At 66.8% G+C, this 18,573-nt stretch carries 15 protein-coding genes and 1 tRNA gene; 12 read left to right on the plus strand and 4 right to left on the minus strand.

Features of this window, described 5'->3' with window-relative positions; translation table 11 throughout:
* Positions 1–129 precede the first annotated feature (129 nt).
* From PSV00_RS04735 to PSV00_RS04750, 4 genes are read left to right on the plus strand one after another with little or no spacing between them, the layout of a single operon-like run.
* Positions 130–3,024, plus strand: a complete 2,895-nt coding sequence (locus PSV00_RS04735) for a TonB-dependent receptor (protein ID WP_300445354.1) — start codon at positions 130–132, stop codon at positions 3,022–3,024.
* A 14-nt stretch (positions 3,025–3,038) separates the two neighbouring features.
* Positions 3,039–4,652 carry an AbgT family transporter gene (locus tag PSV00_RS04740; RefSeq protein WP_300445355.1) on the plus strand — a complete coding sequence of 538 codons (1,614 nt, stop codon included), beginning with the start codon at positions 3,039–3,041 and terminating at the stop codon, positions 4,650–4,652.
* Positions 4,649–6,502: a CocE/NonD family hydrolase gene (locus PSV00_RS04745; protein WP_366944634.1), complete on the plus strand. Its 1,854-nt coding sequence runs from the start codon at positions 4,649–4,651 to the stop codon at positions 6,500–6,502. Before PSV00_RS04740 ends, PSV00_RS04745 begins: the two co-directional genes overlap by 4 nt.
* Before the next feature lie 15 nt (positions 6,503–6,517).
* Complete coding sequence (locus tag PSV00_RS04750) at positions 6,518–7,423, plus strand: LysR substrate-binding domain-containing protein (protein ID WP_300445356.1); 906 nt, start codon at positions 6,518–6,520, stop codon at positions 7,421–7,423.
* Between the two features lie 115 nt (positions 7,424–7,538).
* Here the strand turns inward: PSV00_RS04750 and PSV00_RS04755 are convergent, their stop codons facing one another.
* On the minus strand, positions 7,539–8,513 hold the full coding sequence (locus PSV00_RS04755) for a sodium-dependent bicarbonate transport family permease (protein ID WP_300445357.1): 975 nt from the start codon (positions 8,511–8,513) through the stop codon (positions 7,539–7,541).
* 98 nt (positions 8,514–8,611) lie between these two features.
* Here PSV00_RS04755 and PSV00_RS04760 point away from each other — a divergent pair, with 98 nt between their 5' ends.
* The 3 genes from PSV00_RS04760 (at position 8,612) to PSV00_RS04770 (ending at position 11,780) form a co-directional block, all read left to right on the plus strand.
* Positions 8,612–9,481, plus strand: coding sequence for a LysR substrate-binding domain-containing protein (locus tag PSV00_RS04760; RefSeq protein WP_300445358.1), 870 nt, complete (start codon positions 8,612–8,614; stop codon positions 9,479–9,481).
* A gap of 209 nt (positions 9,482–9,690) precedes the next feature.
* On the plus strand, positions 9,691–10,161 hold the full coding sequence (locus tag PSV00_RS04765) for a TerB family tellurite resistance protein (RefSeq protein WP_300445359.1): 471 nt from the start codon (positions 9,691–9,693) through the stop codon (positions 10,159–10,161).
* Between the two features lie 635 nt (positions 10,162–10,796).
* Positions 10,797–11,780 (plus strand): calcium/sodium antiporter, encoded by a 984-nt coding sequence (locus tag PSV00_RS04770; protein WP_300445360.1) that lies wholly within the window; start codon positions 10,797–10,799, stop codon positions 11,778–11,780.
* Between the two features lie 243 nt (positions 11,781–12,023).
* On the opposite strand, the gene PSV00_RS04775 is transcribed toward PSV00_RS04770, so the two are convergent.
* Positions 12,024–12,113 (minus strand) — tRNA-Ser (locus PSV00_RS04775).
* Positions 12,114–12,212: 99 nt separating this feature from the next.
* On the opposite strand from PSV00_RS04775, the gene PSV00_RS04780 reads away from it, so the two are divergent.
* From PSV00_RS04780 to PSV00_RS04800, 5 genes are read left to right on the plus strand one after another with little or no spacing between them, the layout of a single operon-like run.
* Positions 12,213–13,055, plus strand: coding sequence for a septal ring lytic transglycosylase RlpA family protein (locus tag PSV00_RS04780; protein ID WP_300445361.1), 843 nt, complete (start codon positions 12,213–12,215; stop codon positions 13,053–13,055).
* 49 nt (positions 13,056–13,104) lie between these two features.
* A complete protein-coding gene (gene tmk / locus PSV00_RS04785) occupies positions 13,105–13,731 on the plus strand; it encodes a dTMP kinase (RefSeq protein ID WP_300445362.1) in 627 nt (208 codons plus the stop codon).
* On the plus strand, positions 13,728–14,708 hold the full coding sequence (locus tag PSV00_RS04790) for a DNA polymerase III subunit delta' (RefSeq protein ID WP_300445363.1): 981 nt from the start codon (positions 13,728–13,730) through the stop codon (positions 14,706–14,708). Before tmk ends, PSV00_RS04790 begins: the two co-directional genes overlap by 4 nt.
* Positions 14,708–15,496, plus strand: a complete 789-nt coding sequence (locus PSV00_RS04795) for a TatD family hydrolase (protein WP_300445364.1) — start codon at positions 14,708–14,710, stop codon at positions 15,494–15,496. The genes PSV00_RS04790 and PSV00_RS04795 overlap by 1 nt, the downstream gene beginning before the upstream one ends.
* Positions 15,497–15,498: 2 nt before the next feature.
* On the plus strand, positions 15,499–16,302 hold the full coding sequence (locus PSV00_RS04800; RefSeq protein WP_300445365.1) for an MBL fold metallo-hydrolase: 804 nt from the start codon (positions 15,499–15,501) through the stop codon (positions 16,300–16,302).
* A gap of 108 nt (positions 16,303–16,410) precedes the next feature.
* Here PSV00_RS04800 and PSV00_RS04805 read toward each other — a convergent pair whose 3' ends face one another.
* Both PSV00_RS04805 and lpdA read right to left on the minus strand, forming a co-directional pair.
* A complete protein-coding gene (locus PSV00_RS04805) occupies positions 16,411–17,112 on the minus strand; it encodes a VIT family protein (RefSeq protein WP_300445366.1) in 702 nt (233 codons plus the stop codon).
* Positions 17,113–17,159: 47 nt separating this feature from the next.
* Entirely contained in the window at positions 17,160–18,563 is a 1,404-nt protein-coding gene (gene lpdA / locus PSV00_RS04810; protein WP_300445367.1) for a dihydrolipoyl dehydrogenase, read from the minus strand.
* Positions 18,564–18,573 lie beyond the last annotated feature (10 nt).

Genomic DNA, 18,573 nt, shown 5'->3' on the forward strand with positions numbered 1-18,573 from the left:
ATGTTCTGCCGGCATGGGTTGATACGAAACTGCAATATTCTTGCGCTGTTCCCGTGGACCCGGCTCCTCTCCTGCCAACGCGGTCCCCGGACAGGGAGCGCAGTCAATCGACCTGAGGGGGAAGAGATCATGGCGGTATCGATCAAGAACGCACGACCGGGTGTGTCTGGAGCCGGGCGGCTCTATGGCGGGACGGCGCTGGCCGCGCTGGCCTGGGCGACCCTGGCGGGCGGGGCCTGGGCCCAGCAGACTCCGGCACCGACGGACTCCACGGCGGTCGACGAGGTCATCGTCACCGGATCCCGGATCCAGCGCCGTGACGCGGATTCCGTCGGACCCGTCCTGACCCTCACGGCCGAGGATATTCGCAACTCGGGCTCAACCTCGGTCGGCGACCTGCTGCAGAAACTGCCGTCCGCCGGTGTCAGCCTGAACAGTAACGGTACCCAGGGCACCTCCTACGGGGCCAGCTCGATTAACCTGCGCTATCTCGGTGGCGCTGAAGGGAGCGGCAACCGTGTCCTGGTGCTGGTCGACGGGCATCGCTGGGTCGACGGGGTCGGGCAACGTGGCTTCCGGGACTTCGTTGATCTGAACACCATGCCGCTGGGCATGATCGAGGGCATCGAGGTTCTGAAGGACGGCGCTTCTGCCATCTACGGCGCGGACGCCATCGCCGGCGTGGTCAATATCCAGACCCTGCGCGATTTTGACGGTACCCGGGTCAATTCGCGCTACGGCACGACCGATCGGGGCGACGGCGAACAATTCTCGACGATCGTGAACTGGGGCCGGCGCTTCGACAACAGCGCCCTGGTATTCTCGGCCAGCTATGTGAAGGACAGCCCGATCAATACGGAGGATCGTGATCTGACCCGGGTGACCCTGGTGCCGGCGACGTCGGCGGGGACCAGTCCGTCGGGTCTGTTCATTCTGCCCGGCCTGTCGAACAACGCCTATTTTGGAACCGGCAGCGGTTTCGCCTCGTCCTCGGCACCGATCACGGCCAATGCCCTGGCACCTTATGGCGCGGGGACGTCGGCGGATAACAGCTTCCACACCGCCAGCCTTCCGGGCGACTATTACAATACCCAGGCGCAGGGCATCTATACGACCGGGCCCAGTGAACGGTACGGCTTCTACGGACGGTATCGCGGCGATCTGACGGATACCCTGTCGTTCCATGCCGAGGCGCTGTTCAATCGCCGGGTATCGGATCAACTGTTCTCACCGGTCTCCCTCGATATCGGCGGTACCTCCGGCACGGTCCGAGGATTCAGCCTGCCGTCGACGCATGCGTTCAATCCGTTCGGGACCGCCAACGGCGTCCCCATCGCCAACGCCCTGAATTTCGCCTCGACCCAGGCCTGGCGCGTGCGCAAGGTGATGAGTGACCTCGGCAATCGTGACAATATCCAGGACGTGAAGACCTATCGCTTCGGGGCCGGTTTTGACGGCGAGATCAGCCTGATGGGGCGCGAGTTCACCTGGGACGCCTACGGCAGCTATGCCCGGAACGAGATGAAATCCTCGGCGCTCAACGGCGTGAACTACGAAAACCTGTTCCTCGGGCTTGGTAATCCGGCGACCTGCGCCGCGACGCCGGGTTGCGTGCCGGTCAATCTGTTCGGTCCGATGACGGATGCGGCGGCCGACTATATCCGCTTCACCACACGGGAGACCAATAGCACCGAGATCTACGATCTGGCGTTCAACATCACGGGCGAGGTTCTTGAATTGCCGGCCGGCCCGCTGGCCGTGGCTGCAGGTTATGAGTACCGGCAGAACAAGGCCACCGACACGCCGGACGCCTACGCCAACCGGACGCCGACCTATCTGTCCAGCAGCTATGCGACAACCACCGCCCAGACTCGGGTCCCGACGGCGGGCCAGTACAGTCTCCACGAGACCTATCTGGAGCTCGCGGTGCCGGTGTTGCGCGACGTGGCCCTGGCGGAAAGCCTCGATCTGAGTCTGGCCGCCCGGTATTCCAACTATGACACCGTTGGGTCCGCCACCACGCTGAAGGCGGGTGTCGGCTGGCGGCCGGTCCACGATCTGCTGGTCCGCGGCACCTATTCCCAGGGGTTCCGCGCGCCGTCGATCCTGGAGCTCTTCCAGGGCGGCCGGGAGGTGAACCTGCAGGTCATCGACCCCTGCAACGGCGGCGCGGTGGCCAATCCCACCCTGATCGGCTGCGCCGGGGTCCCTGGTGGTTACAACCAGATCAATTTCAATCTGAACGGACTGATCCCGGGCACGACCTCGGGCAATCCCGACCTGGAGCCTGAGACGGCCGATACCTACAGCTTTGGTTTCGCCCTCAAGCCACACTGGATTCCGGGTCTGACGATCACGACGGACTGGTATGATATCCGGATCAAGGATGCGATCGCGTCCCAGGCTCCCGCCAAGATTCTGAGCCTGTGTTCCACCCGGGGCGGTGTCTATTGCGACCTGATCACGCGTGACGCCGGGACCGGGGCGATCCTGAACCTGGGGCAGGGGGCCCAGAACCTGAACGAAATCCGCACCTCCGGCGTGGATGCAACGATCCGCTATGAGTTCGACACGGAGATCGGCCGGTTCGCTGCCGTCGTCGATACCTCCTATCTGAGCGAGTTCACCACAATCGCCCCCGATCCGAACGGCGGGGCCCCGATCGTCGACGAACGTGCGGGCAAGGGTGACCGGTCGCGGTCCACCTATCCGCACTGGAAGGGCCAGACGTCGCTGCGCTGGAGCAATGGCGACTGGAGTGCCCTGTGGCGCGGCCGCTACATCGGCGAGAGCACGGATGTCGTCAATACGGTCAAGGACGCCAAGACCGACGCGGTCTTCTACCAGGACCTGGAGGCGGGCTACCGGCTGGAACAGTACGACGCGACCGTCACGGTCGGCATCAACAATCTCTTCGACGTGATGCCACCGGCGTCCTACGCCAATGCGCCGATCAATTTCGACATCTATACCTATGATGTCCGGGGCCGGAGCGCCTACGTCCGCCTCGGCTTCCAGTTCTAGAGACAGGCGGGTTCATGACGAAGTCGAAAGCGCCGCCTGCCGAAGGCGGGCGGCGCAGGCGGGGGGGGCTGGACCGGATCGAGGCCATGGGCAACGCCCTGCCGGATCCGGTCTTCATCCTGCTGATCTGTATCCTGATCCTGGTCGTGGCCTCGGCCGTAGCCGCGGGAGCGCACTGGAGTGCGATCAACCCGGTGACCGGAGACCTGCTGGAGACCGAGAGCCTGTTGTCTGTCGGCAATGTGGCGCGGCTGTTGGTGGACATGCCCCGAACCCTGACCAATTTCCCGCCGCTGGGACTGGTTCTGGTGGTGATGATCGGCGCGGCGGTGGCCGAGCGATCGGGCCTGTTCGCCGCCCTGATGGGGGGCGGGGTACGGCGACTTCCGAAGGCGGCGCTGACCCCGGCCATCTTCCTGATCGGCCTGATGTCGCATCATGCGTCCGATGCGGCCTATGTGGTTCTGATCCCGCTGGCGGCCCTGGTCTACGCCAATGTCGGCCGCCACCCGCTGGCGGGCGTTGCGGTCGCCTATGCCGGCATTTCGGGAGCCTTCGCCGGCAATATCATCCCGGGGCAGTTTGATCTTCTGATGCTGGGGATCACGGCGCCGGCGGCGCAGCTGCTGGATCCGGGCTTTGCCGTCAATCCGCTGGGCAACTGGTGGTTCACCCTCGCGATCGGCATCGTCTTCACACCGATCGCCTGGTTCATTACGGACCGGGTGGTCGAGCCGAGGCTGGGAACCTGGGAAGGCGGGGCCAGTGCCACCGCCGCAGCCGAATCCGAGTCGGCCGGGCTGGGAATCCTTGGACCGGACCAGAGACGAGGCCTGAGGCGGGCCGGCCTGGCAGCCCTGGTGGTGGTCGGCCTGTTCGCCGCCCTGACATTCTGGCCCGGCTACAGCCCCCTGATCGATCATGCGGCAGCGGGCCCCAAGCGTCTGGCTCCGTTCTATGGTGCCCTGATCGCGGCCTTCATGCTGCTGTTTCTGGCCACCGGCTGGGCCTATGGCGCGGCGGCCGGCACGGTGAAGTCGCATCGCGACCTGGTGAGGATGATGGGAGAGGGCCTGCGCGGCATGGCCCCCTATATCGTGCTGGTCTTCTTCGCCGCCCATTTCGTGGCGATGTTCAGCTGGTCCAACCTCGGGCCTGTGCTGGCGGTCAAGGGGGCCGAGGGGCTGCGCGGCCTTAACCTCCCGCTGCCGTTCCTGCTGGTCGGCCTGTTGCTGGTCTCGTCGGTTCTGGACCTGGTGATCGGCTCGGCCTCGGCCAAATGGAGCGCCATGGCACCGGTGGTGGTGCCGATGCTGATGCTGCTGGGGGTCTCGCCCGAGATGACCACGGCCGCCTACAGGATGGGCGATTCCATCTTCAACATCGTCACCCCCCTGGCCAGCAATTTCCCGCTGGTGCTGATCATGTGCCAGCGGTGGAAGCCGAGTTTCGGGATCGGGTCGATGATCGCCCTGATGCTGCCCTACAGCGTGGCCTTCGGCGTGACGGGCCTTCTGATGATCCTGGCCTGGGTCGGGTTCCAGTGGCCGGTCGGGCCGGGTGCGCCGGCCGCCTATCAGCTTCCGGTCGCTGCGGTATCGACCCAGGTCACGGTGACCCCGCCGTGACCGCTTCCGGCCTGACCGGCGTCCGCATTCAGCGGGACGTGATGATATCGATGCGCGACGGCGTGCGCCTGGCGGCCGACATCTATCGACCCGAGGGCATCGAGGGTCCCCTGCCGGTGCTGCTGGAGCGAACACCCTATGACCGACGTGGCACCAGCCACGCCGATTGTACGGCTACAGACCCGGTCCCGCGCTCCAAGCCCGAGATGGCCGCCGCCTTCGCCGCGCAGGGCTATGTCTATGTGCTGCAGGACTGCCGCGGTCGTTATGGCTCCGAAGGCGGGTTCACCAAATATGCCAATGAGGCCGAGGATGGTTTTGACACCCTGTCCTGGCTGATGGCCCAGCCCTGGTGCGATGGCCGGATCGGGACCCTGGGTCTGTCCTACAGCGCCCATGTCCAGGCGGCGGCGGCCTGTCTGGACCCGCCGGGGCTGGCGGCCCTGTTCATGGATTCCGGGGGCTTTTCCAGTGCCTTCCACAGCGGGGTCCGGCAGGGCGGTGCGTTTGAGCTGAAGCAGCTGACCTGGGCGGTCAAGCACGCCCGGCTCGCCCCGGCCAGCCTGGCGGATCCCGCCCGTCGGGCGGCCCTTGAGGCCGAGGATATTCGCGACTGGATCGGCGTCAATCCGTGGAGGATCGGTGTTTCGCCTCTCGGAGCCGCCCCCGAGTATGATGCCTTTGTCGCCGGGATGTGGGCGCGCGAGACCCTGACAGACTTCTGGCGCGCCCCCGACTTCTGTTCCGCCTGTCACGACGACACCTTCACCGATGCGCCCATGGTTTTCATGAGCAGCTGGTATGACCCCTATGCCTTGGCGGCGACCGAAAATTTCAGCCGGTTGAGCCGATGCAAACAGGGACCGGTTCGTCTGGTCATGGGCCCGTGGACTCACGGTCAGCGGTCAGTCACCTGGGCCGGAGATGTCGATTTCGGTCCCGGGGGCACGCTCGATGGCCAGATCGCACCCGACTATGTCGCCTTGCGGCGGGCCTGGTTCGATCGTCATCTGGCCGGGCGGGAGGCTCCCGACTATCTGGCCGCGCCCGTGACCCTGTTCGTCATGGGCGGCGGATCGGGGCAGCGCACGGCCGAGGGGCGACTGGACCATGGCGGCCGGTGGCGAACCCAGACTGACTGGCCGGCAACAGACACCCGCCTCGTCGACTATCAGCTTCATTCCGACGGTCGACTGGCCGTCGCGCCGGCGGCGACCGGGACGTGCAGCTGGCGACATGATCCGTTCGATCCCGTTCCGACGACGGGCGGTGCCGTCGCCTCGGGGGCACCGCTGATGGAGGCGGGCGGCTATGACCAGCGCGAGACGGCGGAGATGTTCGGCGCGACCCGGCCGGGGCGAGCGTTCTCGGAACGCGACGATGTCCTGGTGTTCCAGACCGAGCCCCTGACCGAGGCCTTGGAAGTCGTCGGCCCGATCACCGCCTGCCTGTCGGTCTCGTCCAGTGCCGTTGATACCGACGTCATGATCAAGCTGATCGATGTCTATCCGCCGAGTGACGACTATCCCGGGGGCTATGCGCTGAACTTGACCCACGGTGTGCTGCGCCTACGGTTCCGCGACGGCTTCGATGTGCCGCGGCTGATGGTCCCGGGGGACGTCTATGATGTCGAGATCCAGGCCTTTCCGACGGCCAATCTGTTCGCGGTCGGCCATCGCATCCGCCTGGATGTCGCCAGCAGCAATTTTCCGCATTTCGACGTCAATCCCGGCACCGGCGTTGCCGCAGGTGAGTCCAGTGCGCCGGTCGTGGCGATCAATCGCATACATACCGGACGTGCCGCGTCGTCGCGACTGGTCCTGCCCATCGCGCCCCGTCCGGCCGGCTGACGCCCTGTCCCGGTTATGAGCAGCGCCCGCAAGCCGATCCGCCTGCGCTCGATGCGGGCCTTCCATGCCGTGCTGCAATACGGGTCGGTCACTGCCGCCGCCCGAGCTCTGGGTCTGACGCAGCCGGCCGCAAGCCGACTGCTGTCACAGCTGGAGCAGGATCTGGGTTTTGAACTGTTCCACCGGGATCGCGGACGTCTGGTGCCGACCACCGACGGTCTCATTCTCTACGACGAGGTCGAGCGGGCGCTGGACAATGTCGACCGCGTCCAGGAACTGGCGCGCGACATCGCCGACTTTCGCGTCGGCCAGCTCAGACTCGTGGCCCCGCCGAGTTTTCTCGAGGCCATCCTGCCTGACGTGATCGCGCGATTCCTCGAGGCCTATCCGCGCGTACATCTGTCGATCGATTCCCATGGGGTCGAGACGGCCAAGGGTATGATCGCCGCGCGGGCCGTCGATGCGGGGTTCGTCAAATTGCCGCTCAATCGTGATGACCTGAAGACCCGCACCGTGCTGGTGAGCCAGACGGCCTGTGTGCTGCCCCTCGGCCATCCGCTGGCGGAGAAGTCCGAGATCACGCCGCACGATCTGAAGGGGATACCGCTCGTCATGCTCGGGCGGGGCCAGCAGTTCCGGGCCCGGGTAGAGGCCGCCTTCGCCGAGGTCGGGGCCGTGCCGCGCATTCAGGTCGAAACCCATACGGTCGCCTCGGCCTGCGCCCTGGCCGCACGCGGGGTCGGGGTGGCCATCGTCAATGCGGACCTGGCCAGGGCCTATCTGCGCGGCCAGACGGTGTTGCGACGGTTCACGCCGGGCATTGTTCACGAATACGCCTTTGCCGTTTCAAGCGCGGTGGAGCCGTCGCGTCTTGCGGACGCCTTCTTCGCCATGCTGCCGCCGCTGGAGCCGTCCCCGTGACGGGTGGGTGATCCGGATCGACCGCCAGGGTGTGGTTTTGCCCATCCCATCCCATCGCGGCGCAGGCTCGGGGCCGACTTTTCGCACAATCTCGAGGTCCAGGTTCGCAGCCCTGTCACGCCCATAGCCAACCGGCCGCCGCGGTGTAGAGGGCGATGCCCACGGTGAGATTGAACGGAAAGGTGATGGCCAGGGACGCGGTCACGAACACGCCCGCGTCGGCCTTGGGGGTCGCCAGCCGCATGGCCGCTGGAACGGCGATATAGGACGCTGAGCCGGCGAGAATGGTCAGGAGAGCGGCGTCGCCAGCTTCCAGCCCGGCCAGACGAGCCAACCCCAGCGCGACGGCCGCCGAAAGCAAGGGAAAGCCCAGGGCGAAACCGATGACGCCCGGCGTCAGCTTGCGTCCCCCCTCCATCAGCCGCCGCGCAGCGATCAGGCCGATATCCAGCAGGAAGAAACAGAGGGCCCCCTGGAAAAGCGGCCCGACAAACAGGTCCAGCCGGGCCATGCCGGTCTCGCCGGAGATCAGTCCGACCAGGACGCTGCCCAGCAGCATCACGGAGGCCGCGCCGACGAACACTTCCCTGAGGATCGTCCTCCGCCGTTCCGGCTCGCCGCGGCCGGCCCCGTTGAGCAGGATCAGAGCCGTCAAGATGGCGGGGGTCTCCATCAGCGCGAGCACGGCCGCCATATAGCCGCCGGACGGCAAGCCGACGGCCTCCAGATGCTGCTGGCCGGCGGCGAAGGTCACGGCCGACACCGACCCGTAGGTCGCCGCCAGCGCGCACAGGGTCGGCCGATCAAGCCCGGACATTCGCTTGAGGATGACGAAAGCGATCAGCGGCATCAGGGCGCTGAGCGCGACGCCGATCACGCCCGCCGCCAGAAAATCCCCGTCGAACCCCGCGGCGCGCGCCTCCACCCCGCCTTTGAAGCCTATGCAAAGCATCAGGTAGAGCGACAGGGCCTTGGCGACCGGCTCGGGAATGGCCAGGTCTGATCGGGCGAATGCAGCCGCTGCGCCGATAAAGAAGAACAGGATGGCCGGGGAGGTCAGAAGCGTAAGGCTCGTGGAGAAGTCAGGCATGCGTCAACTGGTCCCGCTGAAGGTGGGGCCGAGTGGCCTCGACCGGAATGGCGATCCAGTTTATTGGTGTGATGAGAATCATAACGGATCCTAATGATATGACTGAACGGCTGGTCAATCTGGACGTCGACCTGCTGCGGGCCTTCGTGACGGTTTTCGAAACCGGCAGTTTCACCCGCACGGCGGCATTGCTGGGCCGGACCCAACCGGCCGTCAGCCTGCAGATCCGCCGGCTTGAGGATCAGTTGCGATCGCCGCTGTTCGATCGCGGAGGCAAGGGCATCGGCCTGACGACAGAGGGCGCAGGACTGTTGCCGCAGGCCCGCAGACTGTTGCGACTGAACGATGAGATCGTCTCGACGCTGGGAGACGGGAACCTGGAGGGCGAGGTCCGGCTCGGCGCGCCCGAAGATATCGCAACGATGCATCTCCCCGGGATCCTTGGCGCTTTCGCGCGCAGCCATCCCCGTATCAAACTGTCGGTGACCTGCGACTACACCGCCAATCTGCTCGACCAGATGTCGCGCGGGATGCTGGATCTGGCGCTGATCAAGAGAGAACCCGTGGGGCCCGAACTGGGCGTTCGGGTCTGGAGCGAGCCGCTGGTCTGGGTCGCGCTGGACGCTTCAATCATTGAGGCGTCGCCGCTGCCGCTGATCATCGCGCCGGCACCCGACATCTATCGCAAACGGGCCCTGGGCGCGCTCGCGGACGCCGGTATCGCCTTTCGCGCATCCTTCACCTCGCCGAGCCTCGCCGGTCAGATGGCGGCCCTGCGCGCCGGGCTCGGCGTGGGGGTCCTTCCCGCCGCCATGGCCCCGCGCGACCTGTCGGTGCTTGGGCAGCCGCTCCCGACATTGAGTGACAGCGAGATCGCCTTGGTCACCGCACGGGGCACGGGTGGACCGGCAGACCTCCTTGCACAGGAAGTCTTGCGTGCGCTCGAGCGAGGCCCCGTCCCTGCATGAGGGGCGGTTATCGGCTGCATCACCATTCCTGATTGGCAATGCCTTGGCGTCGCGGGCAGGTTGACCGTGCGGCCCGGGCCCCTCTGACGATCATCAGGATCGTGATGTCGGATCGCATCGGGTGCGCTCGATGACGGGGTCCGGCTGTTTCCTCCCATCGAACCGACGGCTTCGGCATCGAGCGCTCCCCACAGAGAAGGAGAGGCTCCATGCCCCATTCAACCAGATTGCTCCGAAAACCACCTGGGATCGACCCGAACGACGTCTGGACTCCCGGCAACATCGTTCAGATGGACGCGGTTGTCGCCGCCTGTGCAATGGTTGCCCAGGCGGCCGGTTGGGTCACCCCCGACGAGCGTGATCGCATGCTCGACCGTATGCGGAATTCGCCGACGATCGCCTTCTTCGGTGCCGACGATGCGCTCCTGATGTTTGAAGCCCTGAACCTGCGCCTCGAACGGGATCTCGACGACGGGGAGGCGACGGCAGAGGTCGCCATTGCGCGGCTGCGCGGCCAGCCCGGCCCGTCTCGCCTGTTGATCGAAACGGCTTGCTCTGTCGCCCAGGCGGACGGCGGCTTCGACGCCGAGGAACGTGAGGTGATCAGGCGACTCTGCAAAATCCTCGGCCTTGATCCGGCGTCCTGCGGCCTGGTCCCCGGTGACGGGGATCGACGATGAGAGTCAGCCCGACCTCGAGCCCCGCCAGTCATGCAAGGACCATTCAGTCGGCGCAGGTGACCTGCCGGGTCGCCGGCCATCAAAGCTCGCCAACCACCCGACCGGTCGAGTCACTGGGCACGATCACCGACGAAAACTCTTGCCGGCGGCCCAGCCGGCAGACCTTCGACATCAGCGTGTGAGCGGGGGAACAAGGCGGCGCCCCGGATCGTGGATCTCCTGGTCCGCGACGTCCCGATGCTGACAGCCTGAATACCCTTGCTTCCGAAAGACAGGGCGCGATCGGCGATCCCGGGGGCAGCGCTGCGCGGCCCGCAGTGCGACCTCTACACAGACCCCGACCGCCGAACCGAACCTGTTGGTGCTGACTGACCTGCAGACCCGTCGCCAATGGGGCCTCACCGAGGGGGCAACCAACGGGCGGGCACCTCTTGTCTCGCGCACAGAGTCCAACGGTCAGGACATCCGGCAACGCGGCATCGATCGGGACGGCCGGCCGGGGGCTGGGGTGGGCTCGCAATGACGCCGCCGCGATACCTGGATCGACGCTCCCGTCCGCCGGGCCGTCGCCTCCACGACCCGTCAGGTCCTCGGAGGGGGGCTTCCCGTTTCTCCAGCCAAAGCCTGAACGCCTTATGCCAACCGATACCCTGTTCCTGTTGTCTGGTCTCGTCCTGCTGATTGCAGGCGGCGACCTTCTGGTGCGCGGAGCGGTCCGGATCGCCGGGAGACTGCGCCTCTCGCCGATGCTGATCGGCCTGACGGTCGTGGGTATGGGCACCTCGACGCCCGAACTGGCCGCCAGCCTCCAGGCCAGCCTGGCCGGATCTCCAGGCATCGCCATCGGCAATATCGTAGGATCGAACATCGCCAATGCCCTTCTGATCCTTGGGGTGGCCGCCCTGATCGCCCCAATCGTGGTCAGTGGCCGCGCCCTGTGGCGCGACGGCGGCGTGGGCCTTCTAGCTGTCCTGGCGCTGCTGGCCGCCGGGACGACAGTGGGGCTCACCCGCGTGGCCGGTCTAGCCTTCCTGATCATGATGGCCGGTTATATCTATTCTGCCTATCGTCAGGAGCGCATGGGGGCTCTTCACAGCGCCGCCTATGATCGCGCCGCGGCGATGGAAGCGATCGATCCGGCCCTGGTTCCGCACGATCAGCCCGAGGGCCGTCTGTCGGTTGCCCTCATGCTGCTCGTCGTCGGTCTGGCGCTGGTCGTCGGCGGCGGCAGCCTTCTGGTGCATGCCGCAATCGGCATCGCCGAACAGCTCGGGGTCAGCGACACCGTCATCGGGCTGACAGTGGTGGCGGTGGGGACATCCGTCCCCGAACTGGTCACCTCGGCTGTGGCGGCGTGGCGCAGGCAGGGCGGGATCGCGCTCGGCAATGTGCTCGGCTCCAACATCTACAACATCCTGTTCATCGGTGGCCTCACCGGGGTGATCGCCCCCACCGGCGTGCCCGCCAGCATCATGGCCTTCGACCTCTGGGCTCTGGTGGCCGCGCTGCTGGTCGTGATGGTGTTTGCCTTTTCCGGCGGACGGTTGAGCCGGAAGGAAGGCCTGATCCTCGTCGCGGCATATCTTGCCTATGCAGCCTACACGGCCGGCCTGCTCTGAAAGTCCGGCGCTGGGACAGCTAGTTGCCAGCGGGTTCAGTCCCTGGTGGTCTGCAAGATCTGGCCGCTTTTTGTCAGGCGGGGCCTCAGGTCAAACGGTGTGTGGCCGCGCTCGGGCTGAGACCCGGGGACTGCCCATGACGCTGACCCGGCATCGCGCTCCAGCCCTGAGCTGGGACCGGTGTTGTTAGGGAAAACAAATGCCCGTCCAAGGTAATGAATTATAAGGATAATTCAGTAGCGATGGCGGACAGGGTGGGATTCGAACCCACGGTAGGCTCACACCTACGGCGGTTTTCAAGACCGCTGCCTTAAACCACTCGGCCACCTGTCCTGCGGACCGGATTCGCAAATCCGGTGCGGGCGAGGGGGCATAGCAAACAAACGGCCGGTTAACCAAAGCGGAAATGTCTTGGGGCATGTTTGAGCCACCATGAGAGCCGTACCGACCGCCATGACCCCGCGATTTTTGAAGGCGGCCCTGATCCTGGGCCTGATGTCGCTGCTGGCCGCCTGCGCCAGCGCGGGCGCGCGCGACGGGGGCTTTACGGCCGGGGCGCGACTGCCGGTGGTCACCGATCCGGCCCCGATCGTCTCGGGCACGATGCGGCCCTACCAGATCCGGGGGCAGTGGTACCGGCCGGCCGAGGACCCGACCTATGATGTGGTCGGCATGGCGTCCTGGTACGGCGACCAGTTCAACGGCCGTCCGACCTCGACCGGCGAGATATTCGACATGCATGCCCTGACCGCGGCCCACAAGACCCTGCCCTTGCCGGGCCTGGTCGAGGTCACCAACCTGGCCAACGGCCGCAGCGTGGTGCTGCGGGTCAATGACCGGGGGCCGTTCGTCGACGACCGGATCATCGACCTGTCGCGCGGCGCGGCCGAGGAACTGGACCTGCTCTCGCGCGGCGTCGGCCAGGTGCGGGTCCGCTATCTGGGCCGGGCACCGCGCCAGGGCGGGGGGATGCGGCTGCAGACGGCGTCGGCCAGCGCGCCGGTCCGGCTCGAGGCGGCCGCGCCGGAGCCGGCCCTGGCCTTCAGCGGCACCACCTACTGGGTCCAGGCCGGGGCCTATGCGAATCGCCGCACCGCCCAGCGCATCGCCGGGCGACTGGGTGACAGCGCCACGGTCGATGAGGTCCGGACCTCACAGGGTCGCTTGTACCGGGTTCTGGTCGGGCCCTGGAATGACGCCAATGCCGCAGAACGGGCCCGTCAGGCCGTTCTGGCACGCGGGGTCGACGACGCCCTGTTGATATCCGCCTCCTGAAATCCGGCGGAGGGTTTGCAGGGCCGTCCCGGGTCGTCATGGTGCGCCGGTGTCCAGTGGAATCTTCATCACTCTCGAAGGCGGCGAGGGAACCGGCAAGTCGACCCAGACCCGCCGGCTCGTCGAACGCCTGCGCGCCGAAGGCCGCGGCGTCGTGCAGACGCGCGAGCCCGGTGGCTCGGCCGGTGCCGAGGCGATCCGCAACCTGGTCGTCGCCGGGGACGCCGAACGCTGGTCGGCCCGCACCGAGACCCTGCTGATGTATGCGGCGCGCTCGGATCATCTGGAGCGGACCATCCGCCCGGCCCTCGAGGCCGGGGACTGGGTGGTCTGTGACCGGTTCGCCGACTCCAGCCGCGCCTACCAGGGGGCCGGGGGCGGTGTGTCGCCGGATTTCATCGAAAAGCTGGACGCCGGTATCGTCGGTACCGACCAGCCGGACCTGACCCTGGTGTTCGACCTGCCGGTCGAGGTGGGCCTGGAACGGGCGTTCGGGCGCGGCCTGTTCGAGACCCGGTTCGAGTCCAAGGGGCTGGCCTTCCATAGCCGGCTGCGCGAGGGCTTTCTGGCGATCGTCCGCGATCATCCCGAACGCTGCGTGCTGATCGACGCCGACGGCACCGAGGACGAGATCGAGGCCCGGGTCTGGGCGGCTGTCCAGGCGCGCACCTCATGACCGACCATCCGCGCGACCGTTTCGACCTGGTGCCGGACCTGGCGGCGGAGACCGCGTTCGAGGAGGCCCGCGATCGGGGACGGCTGCATCACGCCTGGCTGCTGTGCGGGGTCGAGGGCACCGGCAAGGCCAGTTTCGCCTATCGCGCCGCGCGCCGACTGCTGGGGGCCGCACCCGACCCGGCACGCGGGCCGCTGGGGGCGCGGCCGAACGATCCGGTCAGCCAGCTGGTCTCGGCCCAGTCGCACCCCGACCTGATGGTGCTGGAGCGACTGGTCGAGGGCGGCAAGACCAAGAAGACCATCTCGGTCGACCAGGCCCGTGATCTGCCGGAATTCTTTTCCAAGAGCCCGTCGCGGGCCCAGTACCGGGTGGCGATTGTGGATGCGGCCGATGACCTGAATGTCAATGCTGCCAATGCTTTGTTGAAGGTTCTTGAGGAGCCGCCTGCGCGCGGTGTCGTACTGCTGGTGACCCATGCGCCGGGGCGGCTGCTGCCGACCATCCGCTCGCGCTGTCGCCGGCTGGCCTTTCCGGTCTGGACCCCGGCGGCGCTGGCACAGCTGCTGCGGGACCGGGCCGGACTCGAGGCGGAGGAGGCGGGGCGGATCGCCGGCCTGGCCAATGGCTCGCCCGGCGCGGCCCTGGCCCTGGCCTCGGGCTCGACCCTGGAGGCTGACCGGCTGGCGCGCAGCTGGGTCGAGGCCGTCACGGTCGACCGGGCCGAGGCCCTGGCCATCGCCGACGGTTTCCGCGGGGTCGAGGGTCAGGCGCGGTTCGAGACCCTGATGGACCGGTTGATCGCCGCGGTGAAGATGCGGGCCCTGGATGAGGGCAGGGGGCAGGGGGCCCGCTGGGCCGAACTGTGGACCCGGCTGTCGGACCTGCCGGACCGGACCGCCGGACTGAACCTCGATCGTGGTGACGTCCTGGCCGGGGCCCTGGCGGATCTGGCGCGCACCAAGGCGGCGGGCTGATGCTGATCGACAGCCACGTCAACCTGCACGCGCCCCAGTTCGATGAGGATCGTGACGCGGTCATCGCCCGGGCCCGTGCGGCCGGCGTCGGCCTGATGGTCGAGATTTCGGACCGGCTGACCACCTTTGAGGCCACCCACGCCCTGGCCGTGGCCCATGACGACATCTGGTGCACGGTCGGGGTCCATCCGCATGAAGCCAAGGATGCGGCCGACCTGACGGCTCGCACCCTGATCGATCTGGCGGCGCGTCCCAAGGTGGTCGGCATCGGCGAATGCGGCCTCGACTTCCACTATGACCTGAGCCCGCGCGACATCCAGGCGACGGTGTTCCGCCAGCATATCGCCGCCGCGCGCGAGACCGGCCTGCCGCTGGTGGTGCACACGCGCGAGGCCGATACGGTGATGGGGGCGGTCCTGGCCGAGGAACACGCCGCCGGGCCGTTCAAACTGTTGATGCATTGCTATACCAGTGGTCAGGAACTGGCTGATCTGGCTGTCGAACTTGGCGCCTGGTTCTCGGTGTCGGGCATTGCTACCTTCAAGGCCGCCGAAGAGGTCCGGGCCGTGATCCGGACCCTGCCGGCCGACCGGATAATCGTCGAGACCGACTGCCCCTATCTGGCCCCGATGCCGCATCGGGGACGGCGCAATGAGCCGGCCTATGTCGGCCATGTGCTGGAAAAGCTGGCCGAGATCCGCGGCTGGAGCGCGGTCGAGGCTGAGCGGCAGACGACGGACGCCTTCTTTGCCCTGTTCGACCGTATTCCCCGACCGGCGGGAGCCTGAGCATGGCGGGTGAACTGGAAGTCGTGATCCTCGGCTCCGGCTCGTCCGGTGGCGTACCGCGCGGGGACGGGGACTGGGGTGACTGTGATCCGGCCGAGCCGAGGAACCGTCGCAGTCGCTGTTCGCTGCTGCTGCGGCGACACGGGGCAGGGGGCATCACCAGCGTGCTGATCGACACCTCGCCGGACCTGCGCAGCCAGGCGTTGGCGGCCGGGGTCAAACACGTCGACGCCGTGCTCTACACCCACGACCACGCCGACCAGACCCACGGCATCGACGACCTGCGGGTGTTCGCCATGCGCAAACGCCAGCGAATCCCGGCCTGGATGGACGCCGCGACGACCGCGGCCCTGACCGGGCGGTTTCCCTATATCTTCGAGAGCGTCGAGGGCTATCCGGCCGTTCTGGACGCCCGGGCGATACCGCCCCACGGTGAAGCCTGGATGGTTAACGGCGGGGGCGGCCCCCTGCCTGTTAACACCTTCGACCAGGCGCACGGGCCGATCCGCTCGGTCGGCTACCGGATCGGGCCTGTGGTCTATTCGAGTGACGTCTCGGGTCTGGATGAGCCGGCGCTGGAGGCCGTGCGCGGGTCTGAACTCTGGATCGTCGATGCGCTGCGCTGGACGCCGCATCCGACCCACGCCCATCTGGACCTGACCCTGGACTGGATCGCGCGGTCTGGCGTGCCGAGAGCTGTGCTGACCAATCTGCATCTTGATCTGGATTACAACGCTTTGTCTGTCATTGTTCCGGCTGGTGTTGAGGTGGCGTTCGACGGCTGGAGTGGTCGGTTCGCACTGTAACAGGCCCTTCCAGGGTCGAATTGCCGGTCTCATATTTCGCATAATATATCTTAGGCGATAAACGGATCGCGCGGCGAGGCTCGGTTTCGGGTCTCTGGACCCGTCCCCTCAGGCGACGATGCCGAAGACCTTGCCGATGCCCGCCGTAACGGCCAGGGCCACCGCCCCCCAGAAGACCACCCGGGCCACCGGCCGCACCAGGCCGGCTCCACCCGCCCGGGCACCGGCCGCGCCGAGGGCGGCCAGAAAGACCAGCGAGGTCAGGCTGACCAGCGGAATGGTCAGGTTGGACGGAGTCACGCCGACGATGATCAGCGGTGCCGCGGCCCCGACGGCAAAGGTCGCGGCCGAGGTCCAGGCGGCCTGGATCGGCCGCGCCGTGGTGATTTCGGAAATGCCCAGTTCGTCACGGGCGTGCGCCCCGAGGGCGTCCCGGGCCATCAGCTGGGTCGCGACCTGGGCGGCCAGGTCCGGGGTCAGACCCCGCATCATATAGATGCCGGCCAGCTCGTGATGTTCGGCCTCGGGATTGTCGAGCAGTTCCTGGGCCTCGCGCGCCAGATCGGCCTTTTCGGTGTCGGACTGGGAACTGACCGAGACATATTCCCCGGCGGCCATCGACAGCGCGCCGGCGACCAGTCCCGCCCCGCCGGCGATCAGGATGGCGCTCTTGCCGGATCCGGCCGCGGCGACGCCGACGATCAGGCTGGCGGTCGAGACGATTCCGTCATTGGCCCCCAGGACGGCGGCGCGCATCCAGCCGATGCGGGATACGAGGTGGGACTCACCATGGGTATGAATACGGCTCATCCCGGCATTCGACGCCGTGCCGCCACTCAAGGCAAGCCCTGACGCGGCTAGAGGTGGATCATGCGACCATAGGCGTCGAGGGCGGACTCATGCATCGCTTCCGACATGGTCGGGTGCGGATAGACGGTGCCGTGCAGATCTTCCTCGGTCGCCTCCATGGTGATGGCGGTGACGAAACCCTGGATCATCTCCGTGACCTCGGCCCCGATCATATGGGCCCCGATCAGGGCCCCGGTCTTCGCATCGAAGATGGTCTTGACGAAGCCGTCGGTGTCGCCGGCGGCGATGGCCTTGCCGTTCACCTTGAACGGGAATCGGCCGACCTTGACCTCGCGTTTGGCCTCGCGGGCCCCCTGCTCCGTGATCCCGACCGAGGCGATCTGCGGCTGGGAATAGGTGCAGCCGGCGATCGGCGAATGGACGTTGGGCGTCTTGAAGGCGGCGATATGTTCGGCGGCGTGGATACCTTCGTGCGACGCCTTGTGGGCCAGCCAGGGGGCCCCGGCGCAGTCGCCGATCGCGTACAGGCCCTTCACATTGGTCTGGCAGTGGCCGTCGATGGTGATGTGACCGCGGTCCATGGCCACGCCCAGGGCTTCCAGACCGATGCCGTCGGTATTGGCGGTAATGCCGACCGCCGAGATGCAGACCTCGGCCTCGAGGGTTTCGGTCTTGCCGCCGGCCTCGATGGCGACCTGGACACCCTTGCCGCTCTTCGACACCTTGGTGACCTTGGCGTTGACCCGGAATTTGAAGCCGCGTTTCTCGAATGATTTCTGAGCGGCTTTGGACACTTCCTCATCTTCGACGGGAAGAATGCGCGGCAGGGCCTCGACCACGGTGACGTCGACACCGAGGGCGCGATAGAAGCTGCCGAACTCGATGCCGATGGCCCCCGAGCCGATGACGATGATGGATTTGGGCAGGCGTTTGGGGGCCATGGCCTCGCGATAGGCCCAGATACGCTCGCCGTCGGCCGCGAGGCCGATCTGCGGCAGGGCCCGGGCCCGGGCCCCGACCGCCAGCATCACCGTCTTCGCCTCGACCGTGCGGCTGCCGCCGGCCTTGAGGGCGATGACCACCTTCGGGGCGGCGCTGCCCTTTTCAAGCCGGGCGGTCCCCTCGATGACCTCGATCTTGTTCTTCTTCATCAGATAGCCGACGCCGGCGTTCAGCTGTCTGGCCACGCCGCGCGAGCGGGCGATGATGGCGTCGAAATCAAAGCCGACCTTCTCGGCCGACAGGCCGAATTCCTTCAGATGCGACAGGCTTTCGAACTTCTCGCCGGACTTGAGCAGGGCCTTGGTCGGGATACAGCCCCAGTTCAGGCAGATGCCGCCCAACAGGTCGCGCTCGACTATGCCGACCTTCAGGCCCAGCTGGGTGGCGCGGATGGCGGCTACATAGCCGCCCGGACCCGAGCCGATGACGAGGAGATCGAATTCAGCCACGGTGTCGTCC

The sequence above is a fragment of the Brevundimonas sp. genome, assembly GCF_029945885.1.
Classification (GTDB): domain Bacteria; phylum Pseudomonadota; class Alphaproteobacteria; order Caulobacterales; family Caulobacteraceae; genus Brevundimonas.